A 9,291-nucleotide genomic window follows, 5' to 3' on the forward strand; every position below is an offset into this window, starting at 1 on the left:
GTCAAGATCGTTCGTCCTCGCTGCGCTGCGGGCGCTCCATCTTGACCCTCGGCTCAGTTCGCCGTGCCTAGCCAGCAACCAAACAGCAGCACACCCTCGGGATTACACGTTGACCGAGAGTCCCGCCACAGATAAGGGGCAGCGGCTTGAGCAGCAGGTCGGTACGGGCCTGGAAGGCGTGGCTGTCACGCAGTTCGGCGTCGGTCATCAGGTGGTCGAAGGTGATGTAGGTGAAGCGGGTCGGGACCCCCAGGGCGCAGAGAGTACGGATCGCGAGGGCGTTCTGCTCGCCGGTCGTCTCCTTGTTGAACCTCTGCAAGATCGACGTGACGCCGGACTCGACGCCGAACAGGCAGCGGCGCAAGCCTCGAGCGACCAGCTCGCGCCACATCCGGCCGCGTTCGACCTGCCAGGCCCGATCGCGGTCGAGCCGCACGACCTGGTCGATGCGACAGCTTGTCTCCCAGCGGAACCCGGCGGCATGCAAGGCGTTCGCGACGGCTAGCGCCCGCGGCACGGCGTCGGGGCTGCGGCCGATGAACTCCTCGTCGACGAGGTAGATCGTGCGAGAGATCTCGGGATGCCGGTCGAAGACCGGTGCCATCGCTCGGAGCATCTGGGAGAGCTCCTGTGGGGCGGTCCCGGCCCACGTCCCCTTGTGACCACGGGGGCAGAACGAGCAGTAGTTGGTGCAGCCGCGCGAGGACTCGAGCTGCGCGACGCCCTTATGCCGGAAGGTGGCGTCCAGCAGGTCCAGCTCGGGGAAGTTGTCGCTGTGAAGCCGGTTCGCGACGGTGCCGGTGCGGTGATACCGGCTGATTGCTACCGTCCCTTCGCCGCGAGGCCCACCGACGTAGCCGATGCCCCGGATCGCCTCGATCTCCAGGTCGCCGTGCCAGTAGGCGAGCATGTCCTGGATGGTTGGCTCGCCGGCACCGCGGGCGACCAGGAGCTTGGGATAGCGTTCGAGCAGGATTCGCTCGTTGCGAACGGTCAGGCTGCCCCCCGCGAGGACCAGCGGCTGCTCTGAAAGGTCGGTGACCTCGTCCAGCAGGCGGATCATCAGGTCGTGCTGGCCGAAGGTCGCCGAGATGCCGAGGATGTCTGGACGGCCGCCAAGCACTGCCCCGATGATGTCGTCCAGCTTGGCCCCAAGTTGCATGTCCATCAGCTCGACCTGGCCGAGCAGGGTGGCGCGTGCAGCTCGCGCGAGGTCGGAGATGCCAAGCGGGAAGCGGGGAAGCGGGAAGAACTCCGGGTGGTACAGCGCGACCAGCAGCACCCGCGGTCGCGTGAGGCGGTCGACGGCCTCATGGGTGATCATCGCGCCGGACAACCACCGGTCCGGGGTCGAAATCTCGATGCGACCGGAGACCCACGTCGGCCACGCCCGAGTGGCGTGCGGCTGTCCGGAGAGATCGGCGGCTAGCCAGCTTCGACCACCGCGCTCGACCAACAACAGGCGGCGGTCATGGGTGCCGGTCACGATCACCTTGGTCGCCGTCCCGACGAGGTGATCGGCGAGTGTCGCCTGCAGGCAGACCGGTTCGTCGAGCAAGGCGGGATCCAGCGAGGTGAGTAGCCGGCCAGCGACCTGCTCGACGGTTGTCAGAAGTCGGTCATAGCTGGTGTTAGCGGTTTTTTGCGACATCGCTTCGTATCCTTGCCGCAAGTTACGAGGATCGTAAAGCCAGCAATTCTGTCTATCGTGGCTAACCAGCTCCAGATAGGCAAGGGGTGAAACCCTGGAATGCGGGCACGCGCACCAGCACAGCTCGAAGCCGGGACCGCCGGTGCAATGGCGCGTGCTCAGCCGCCGGTGAGCGCCAGGGTGGCGAGCATGGCCGAGTGATCGCTCAGCCCCTGCTCGCGCGGGGCGTGAAGGTAGCGACAGTCCCGCAGGGCCGGCAGGTGTGGCGCGCTACAGAAAACGTGGTCGAACCGGTAGCCGGCGCCAGAGCGGCGCCCGAACCAGGAGTGCTCCACGGCGTCGGGGTGAAGGTGGCGGAAGGCGTCGACGAAGCCCGCGGTCCCGAACGCCCGGTAGAAGTCGTACTCCCAGCCGCCGAACACCGTGTGGTGGGGCTGGTGGCCCGGTTCGACCACGTTGAGGTCGCCAGCGATCAGGACGGGGCCCTCTGCCATGAGCACGCGCAGTCCTGGCAACACGGCAACCACCGCGTCCTGGAAGGCCCGCTTGTCGAGGTTTCGGCGTTCCTTGGCTCCCCGGGAGGGCACGTACATCCCGACAAGACCGACCGTCTGTCCGCCCGGCAGGTACAGCCGGGCTGCGGCCAGCCGGTGCGGCAGGTGCCCCGCCCGCACCGGAGCGACTGGCTCCAGCCGTCCGGCGCGGGCCGCCACCAGGACGAGGTAATCGCCGTCTACCTCGGCGTTGCCATGCACCGAGTAGCCGTTCTCGGCCAGTGACTGGACGAGGGTGCGCCCGCCAGGGGTGTCGGCGACCTCGGTGAGCACGAGCACGTCCGCGTCGCACCGGGCCACGAGCCACGCGACCTGCTGCCGAGCCCGTGCGGGCGCGGCATGCTGGACGTTCCAGGTCAGCAGCCGCAAGCCGGCGGCCGGAGCCGCCGGAGGCGGCGTTAGGGGCAGCAACGTGAGCTGCGAGCCGTCGGTCAGGGAAGCCAGGGGACCGGTCGTCACGACGGCGCCCCGGGCCGGCTCGGCGCCTCGTCGAGGAACACCTCGCCGGCCGCATCCAACTGCTGCTGCACGCCGGCCATGACCTCCCGTGCGAACAGGAGGTCCTCGGCGGTCGGCGGACGGCCGAGGCACGTCAGATTGGTCTCCACCTGCTCCGGTCGGGTGAACCCGACCAGAACCGCCCCGCTTGCGCTGCGCTCCAGGCAGGACCACAGCGCGATCCTGATGAGATCCCGCGGCTCACTTCCGAACCGCTCGCGCAGTCGGGTCAGGCCATCCTCGATCACCCGCAGCGCCGGCGGCGTGAACCACCGCTTGCGCGTCCGGTGATCGCCCGGGCCGAACCCGCGCGGCTGGTCATGGCCATGGCTGCCGGTGAGCAGCCCTTGGGCCAGCGGCTTGTTGATCAGCAGACCGCACCCGCGCTCTGCAGCGAAGGAGAAGATCCCGGCCGAGCGAGCCTGCGGAGTGAGCAGGTTGTCCCGCACGGCCAGCACCGCAGGATGGACCCGGTCGAACAGCCTGCGGAAGCGCTCTACCTTGTCCTCTCGCACGGCGGGAGTTGTCCGTCGCTCCAAGGCGAAGCGGTGCGGACCGCGCATCCCGACCGCACGGATCAGCCCTTCGGCCTGGAAGGCACGCATCGCTGCGACCGCTGCGTCGGGATGGACGTCGGCGTGCCCGAAGTCGGCGTGGTGCAGGAAATAGACGTCCAGGTAGTCAGTTCCGAGATTGTCCAGCGTCTGCTCGAGTTGGTGGCGCATGTGAGGTGGGTGATACCCGTGCGGCGCTGTCCCGGCGAAGTAGCCGACCTTGGAGGCAACGACGATCGATGAGCGAGGCACCTGCGCCAGCAGCCGACCCAGCAGCCGCTCGGACCGTCCATGCCCGTAGACGTCGGCCGTGTCGAACAGCGTGGCGCCCAACTCGTAGGCCTTCTCCAACCCGGCCACGGAGGCGGCCTCGTCCGTACCACTCCACCCCATGGGAAGGCCCAGGTTGAAATCCTCCCCACCGATCGCCCAACACCCGATCCCAAGTGCCGAGACTTCGATCCCACACTGCCCCAGCACCCGGCGCGGCAACCAGCCGGACGGATTGGATGCACCATGACTCATCCGTCCTCCTCGACTCCACGCCCAGAGACCCGAGCCATAGCCGGCAGTGTAGGGACCAGATCGGCCGGTGACACGCGACAACCGGAGGGGCGCCCTTTGCGCGGGCTCGCGTCGCCGACGCGCATTAGAGGAAGCCCTTCGGATCTGGCACATGCTGCTCGGTGGGTGGGGCCACGGCGCGGACCGCGGCAAGCACGGCCGCGACCGCCTCGTCGAGCCGGCCCGTGAACAGGTGCCCGGCCCCAGGCACGACCTCGAAGCCGGCGTCGGGCAGGCCGGCCGCCAGCTCGCGCACCTCCTCCTTGGGCCGGTAGCGGTCGTGGTCGGCGAGGACGAACCGGACCGGCCGGCCCCAGGCGGCCAGGCGGTCCCAGTCCGCGTCGCCGAGGTACCAGAGCGGCGGGGCGACCGCGACCACGCCGGCCACCCGCTCGTCGGCGGGAGCGGCGCACAGGCTCATGTCGGCCCCGAACGACCAGCCACCGAGCACGACCCGTCCGCCGCAGCACCCGGCCACCAGGTCAGCCGCGGCCCGCACGTCGTGCTGCTCGCTCACGCCGTCGTCGTGCTCACCCCCACTCCGCCCGGCCCCGCGGAAGTTCCAGCGGAGAAACGCGTAGCCGGCCGCCTGGAGGGCGCGGCCCGCCCTCGGAACCAGGATCGTGCCCATGGTGCCGCCGTGCTTGGGGTGCGGGTGCGCGAAGGCGACCCCGGCCACCGGTTCCCCCTCGGGCAGCCGCAGCTCCCCCTCCAGGTCGATCCCGTCGGCGGTGCGCAGCCACACCCGCTCCCGCGTGCCCGGCGGCTCCTCCCGGCCCATCGCGCTCACCGGACGCCCGCCGGGGTGGCCGACGCCCCGCCCGCGCCCGACCCCGCCCCCAGCCCACGCGCCGTGGTCATCGGCGCTCGGGGCGGGTCGAGCGCTGCAGGTCGGCGAAGCGGCGCTCCCAGCACGACTTGTGCCAGTGGCGGCGCTGCTCGGGGCTGCCCTCGGGCCAGACCACCACGTGCAGCGTGCGCGGGAAGATCTCCTGGTCGCAGCCTGGGCAGCGGTAGAGTTTGGTGGCCCGGTAGGGCTGCACGACCCGCAGGTGCCAGCCGTCGGCCACCCACTCGAGGGCCAGGGGCGATCCCCGGAACCGCCACGGCGAGCCCTCCCCGTACGGCATCAGCCCGGCAGCCCCAGCAGGCGGGCGGCGTTGTCCCTGGCCACGCGGCGGAATGCCGACGGCGTGAGGCGCTGCTCCCACTCCTTCAGCACCGTGTCGGCGGCGAAGAACGGTGCATCCGATCCGAACAGCACCCGGTCGGCGAGGCGACCCTCAGCCTCGCGCACCACCTCGTCCGGGACGTAGCGCGGCCGCCAGCCCGACAGCTCCAGGTAGACGTTGGCCTTGTGCAGCGCGATGGCCACCGCTTCGAGATGCCACGGCCAGCCGAAGTGGGCCATGATCACCGGCAGCTCGGGGTAGCGGGCGGCCACCGCGTCCAGGTGGATGGGCCGGGCGTAGGCGAGCTCCACGCCCTGGCCGCCGGGCATGCCCGCGCCGATGCCGCTGGTGCCGGTGTGGAACAGGCAGGGGACGCCGTACCCGGCGGCCCGCTCGAACAGCTCGGACCAGCGCGCGTCGTCGGGCCGGAACGCCTGCATGGAGGGGTGGAACTTGTAGCCGGAGAGCCCGAGCTCCTCGCGGGCCCGGCGCATCTCGCGGAGCGCGCCGGCGCCCTTCCACGGGTCGATGCCGGCGAACCCCACGAAGCGGCCGGGGAACCTGGCCACGATCTCGGCCACGAGGTCGTTGGGCAGGCGCGGGCGCCGGGTGGCTGTCTCCGCGTCCCAGCCGAGCAGCACCCCGACGCAGTCGATCGCCTCGTAGACGGCGGCCAGCTCCTCGGCGGTCTGCAGCTCGACCCGGCTGCGGAAGTAGCGCTCGGCCGGCTCCCGGTACGGACCGAGGCTCCCCTCCACCCAGGCGGGCAGGGGCAGGTGGACGTGGAGGTCGATGGCGCGCACGTCCGGAGTGTACCCGGCGGGCCGCCGACCGAGCGGCCCGGGTGCGCAGGGTGGGGCCCGGGTGCGGGGGGGGCGGCCCGATGTAGCGCGGCGCGGCCCGGTGCGGATGGGGCGGCCCGGTGCGGGGTGGGGCGGCCCGGTGCGGGGTGGGGCGGCCCCCGGGGTGGGGCGGCCCCGGTGCGGGGGGGTGGCCCGGTGCAGGGTGGGTGGCCCGGTGCAGGGTGGGTGGCCCGGTGCGCAGCGCGGCGCGGGGTGCGGAGAAGGCCCGGCCAGGCCGACGGTGCCGGCGTAGGCTGGCGGTCATGAACCGGTTCGAGGACGCCATCGCCCGCGAGCTGTCCGTCCGGATCCAGGCGAGGACGCGCAGCGTCCGGGCCCTGGCTCGCTGGGCGGCGGCTGCGGTGCCGCCGGGCGCCCTGGTGGACGACGCGGTCCGGGTGGTGACCGAGCGGCTCGGCGCCGGCGACCCCGACGCGCTCGCCGCCGAGGTCATGGCCGAGGTGCCGCACCGGTTCGGCCGGAACTGGCAGTCGGGCCCGGCCCACTGACCTCCGGGCCGGCCGAGCCCCTGGCGGGCCGAGCCCGGAGTTCGTCGGCGTCCACCTCGCCGCCGGAGGGCGCCTGCCTCTCGCGCAGCATGCTCCAGGCCAGGATGGCGAGCAGGAACAGGCCGCTCGCGCTGGTGGCGGTCACCCCGGTGTCGTTCAGGAGGATCAGCAGCACCGACCCGAGGGCGCCGACCAGGGTCACGCGGCGGACGCGCTCGGGAAGGACGGCGGCGAGCGCCCGGGGCGGCCGGGCGGCCAGGACGCCGGCCACGACCACCTGGATGGGCCCGACCCAGGCGAAGAAGCTGTTGGCGAGCAGGCGACCGTTCCGCCCGAGCTGGTGGGTGACGACCCGCGCCGCCGCGACCGGCCCCTCGCCGGTCAGCCGGTCGACGAAGCGGCTGCCGTGGGTCGGCTCGCCGGTGACCAGGCCGGCGCCGAAGGCGACGGCCAGCCCGGCGGCCAGCGCCAGGCCGGCAACGGCGAGGGCGCGGGCGAGCCCCCGCCCGCGGGAAGCCGCGCGGGCGGGCGGCCAGGGCTGGTCACCGAGCAGCCAGGCCGCAGCGGCGGTCAGCATGGCGGTGAGCGCCCCGCCGACGTCGGCCCCAAGCATGGGCAGCCCGTCGACCAGGGCGAAGCCGGCGAGCAGGCCCACCATGGCCCATGGGGACATCCGGGCCGCGTACGCGGCGACCAGCATGACGCTGGCCAGCGCGAGCGCGAAGTACCCGTTGCCGAGCCCGTAGAACCGCTCCCCGTCGAACGCGCTGCCGCCGAGCAGTGGACGCTCCAGGCCATGCCCGCCGAGCAGGAGGTCCCCGGCCACCAGCGCGAGCAGCACGGCCCCGAGCCACGCCGGCGCCGAACCGGCCCTCCCGCCGGAGGAACGGTCCGGGCCATCCGGGTCGACGGCCGCCCGTGAGGCGTCCGCGCGACTGCTGGGGATCCGGGCGAGGCGGGCTGCACCGATGGCCAGCGCCACGCCGAGCGCCACCCCGAGCAGCAGCCAGGCCGGCCCCGAGGCCGGGGCGACCATGCTGGCGACGAGGTACCCCGACGGCAGGGCCAAGGTGAGCAGGACGAAGCCACGGGCTGGACGGGCAGCCCAGCCAGCGCGGGCTGGACAGGCTGCACGGGCAGCGCCGGCTGGACGGGCAGCGCGGGCAGCACCGGCTGCAGGGGCAGCGCGGGCTGGTGGTACCCGGTCGCCCGTCTGATCATCCGGGCCCTCTCCTGGCCGGGGACCGGCACCCGGCCACCAGGTCAACGCGAGCAACACGACGGCCAAGGCGCCGGCCAGGGCCAGGGTCGGGATGGCCCAGGTCCGGGCGGTGACGAGGGCGGCCACGCGGCGGTCGAGCCGGGTGGTGGCGCCCAGGGGGTCGGCCGTTGCCTGGACCCGGATCGGTGACCCGTTGCCGCGCCGGCCGGTCGCGGCCAGCGTCGGGCAGACGTCCTCGAGCGCGACCAGGCCGGACCGCCTGGTGGAGTCGGAGGTGACCAGCCCGGCCTGACCACCGAGCTCGAGGAAGGGCGCCATGCGGGCCCGTCCGGGCGCCGGGTTGAGCCCGGCAACCAGTACCCAGGTGCCGGCGGGAAGGCGGCTGAGCACGGCGGCCAGCCCGGCCGCGTCGGGCACGGCAAGGGCCAGCACCCGGCCCGGTGCCGGGGCCCAGTCGCCGGCCAGGGGCCGGGGCGGGGGTGGCGTGCCGGTCGCCTGCACGGCGAGCAGCCCGGCTGCCTCCATGCCCGGGGCGGCGACCACGTCGACCGGCGGCAGGCCAAGGTAGCAGCCGTCCGGGCTGGCCGCCCGGAAGCGCTCGACAAGGGCGAGGCCCTCCCCGCCCGGGATGACCCGCTGCGCGGCGGCGAGCGACAGGATCTGCGCGGGAAACGGCGCGTGCGGGGGCATGGTGGACACCAGCCCGGCCGCCACCGGCCCCCCAGCGAGGCGGGCCGCGGCGGTCGCCTCATCCCAGGTCAACCGCTGCACGAGCACGAGCGCGACCGGCTCGCTGGCCTGGGCTGGCCGTGGGATGGCGCTGGCGGCCCCGGCCGCCCCGAGACAGCCGGCCGCGGCCACAGCCAGGGCCGCGAGGCCCCGGCTGACGGCGCGGACCTGACCGCGGTGAGCCCTCTGGCGCCCGCGCCAGCCGCTGGCCCGTTGGAATCTCATCAGCTGGATTCTACTGACGTCACCCCGACGGGCCGCGCCCCGGCGGGGGCCGCACTCCTGGGCCGGGCCTGCCCCGGCCCCTTCAGCTAGGAGAGACTAGCGAAACGCATCGTCCCTGGTGAGGGTACCTGACCCGGCAGGGCCGGCAGGGCTGTACCCCACGATCAGGGCCGGCTTACCCCATCTCAGTCGGTGTGCTCGGCAGCGTCGGCGTACTTGGCGACCCACGCCGCCCAGCTTGTGATCGTGGCGACGGCGGCGACGATCTCGTCGTCGATGATCAGGCCGGCGCCAGCGGCGCGGCCGACCACCCGGGCGAGGCCGGTGACGGCCCGCTCAGCAGCGGCGGCGACCGCGTGCAGCTCGGCCGGATCGGGTCGGGTAGCCTTCGCCATGTCGGCACCTCCCGGGGTGTCGGCCTGGCCCGGGGCGCCCCAAGCGCCGCCGGGCCGCTTCGCGCCACGGTCGTGGGCGCAGGTGGGCGTTAGTGTGCGCCAGTGAGTCTGTATCGGCAAGCCTCGTACGCTCTGAGCATGGGTGAGCGGCTGATGAGCGAGCAGGAGGTGGCCGACTACTGCCACGTCCATGTCGCCACCGTGCGCAAGTGGCGCCGCGCCGGCACCGGCCCGCCGGTGCACTGGGCCGGGACCAAGCCCCGCTACCGGCTCGCCGAGGTCGATGCCTGGCTCGACCGGCACCCCGAGGAACGCCGCGAAGACGGGTAGTCCTTATGACGGGTCCGGCCGGGTAGACCCCAACCCCGGGCCGGCT

The 9,291-nt window shown here is 73.2% G+C and carries 9 protein-coding genes and 1 pseudogene; 2 read left to right on the plus strand and 8 right to left on the minus strand.

Annotated features, from left to right (window positions below):
• Window positions 1-136 precede the first annotated feature (136 nt).
• The 6 genes and pseudogenes from VG276_00265 to VG276_00290 form a co-directional block, all read right to left on the minus strand.
• Window positions 137-1,324: pseudogene (locus VG276_00265) on the minus strand (radical SAM protein).
• Between the two features lie 485 nt (window positions 1,325-1,809).
• Window positions 1,810-2,664: an endonuclease/exonuclease/phosphatase family protein gene (locus VG276_00270; GenBank protein ID HEV8647858.1), complete on the minus strand. Its 855-nt coding sequence runs from the start codon at window positions 2,662-2,664 to the stop codon at window positions 1,810-1,812.
• Window positions 2,661-3,782: an aldo/keto reductase gene (locus VG276_00275; GenBank protein HEV8647859.1), complete on the minus strand. Its 1,122-nt coding sequence runs from the start codon at window positions 3,780-3,782 to the stop codon at window positions 2,661-2,663. Before VG276_00275 ends, VG276_00270 begins: the two co-directional genes overlap by 4 nt.
• 124 nt (window positions 3,783-3,906) lie before the next feature.
• On the minus strand, window positions 3,907-4,602 hold the full coding sequence (locus VG276_00280; GenBank protein ID HEV8647860.1) for a CocE/NonD family hydrolase: 696 nt from the start codon (window positions 4,600-4,602) through the stop codon (window positions 3,907-3,909).
• Window positions 4,603-4,678: 76 nt separating this feature from the next.
• The gene (locus VG276_00285; protein HEV8647861.1) at window positions 4,679-4,951 is read right to left on the minus strand and encodes a hypothetical protein; all 273 of its coding nucleotides are present in this window, start codon (window positions 4,949-4,951) and stop codon (window positions 4,679-4,681) included.
• Window positions 4,951-5,796 (minus strand): amidohydrolase family protein, encoded by an 846-nt coding sequence (locus tag VG276_00290; protein HEV8647862.1) that lies wholly within the window; start codon window positions 5,794-5,796, stop codon window positions 4,951-4,953. Before VG276_00290 ends, VG276_00285 begins: the two co-directional genes overlap by 1 nt.
• 302 nt (window positions 5,797-6,098) lie before the next feature.
• Between VG276_00290 and VG276_00295 the strand changes: the two genes are divergently transcribed.
• Window positions 6,099-6,344, plus strand: coding sequence for a hypothetical protein (locus tag VG276_00295; protein HEV8647863.1), 246 nt, complete (start codon window positions 6,099-6,101; stop codon window positions 6,342-6,344).
• Here the strand turns inward: VG276_00295 and VG276_00300 are convergent.
• Together VG276_00300 and VG276_00305 are read right to left on the minus strand one after the other, a co-directional pair.
• Window positions 6,286-8,520: a hypothetical protein gene (locus VG276_00300; GenBank protein HEV8647864.1), complete on the minus strand. Its 2,235-nt coding sequence runs from the start codon at window positions 8,518-8,520 to the stop codon at window positions 6,286-6,288. The two genes, VG276_00295 and VG276_00300, sit on opposite strands and share 59 nt — an antisense overlap.
• A 185-nt stretch (window positions 8,521-8,705) precedes the next feature.
• A complete protein-coding gene (locus VG276_00305) occupies window positions 8,706-8,915 on the minus strand; it encodes a hypothetical protein (protein ID HEV8647865.1) in 210 nt (69 codons plus the stop codon).
• Window positions 8,916-9,068: 153 nt separating this feature from the next.
• On the opposite strand from VG276_00305, the gene VG276_00310 reads away from it, so the two are divergent.
• Complete coding sequence (locus VG276_00310) at window positions 9,069-9,245, plus strand: helix-turn-helix domain-containing protein (protein HEV8647866.1); 177 nt, start codon at window positions 9,069-9,071, stop codon at window positions 9,243-9,245.
• The last annotated feature ends 46 nt before the right edge of the window (window positions 9,246-9,291 follow it).

The organism is Actinomycetes bacterium (assembly GCA_036000965.1).
Taxonomy (GTDB): Bacteria; Actinomycetota; CALGFH01; order CALGFH01; family CALGFH01; genus DASYUT01.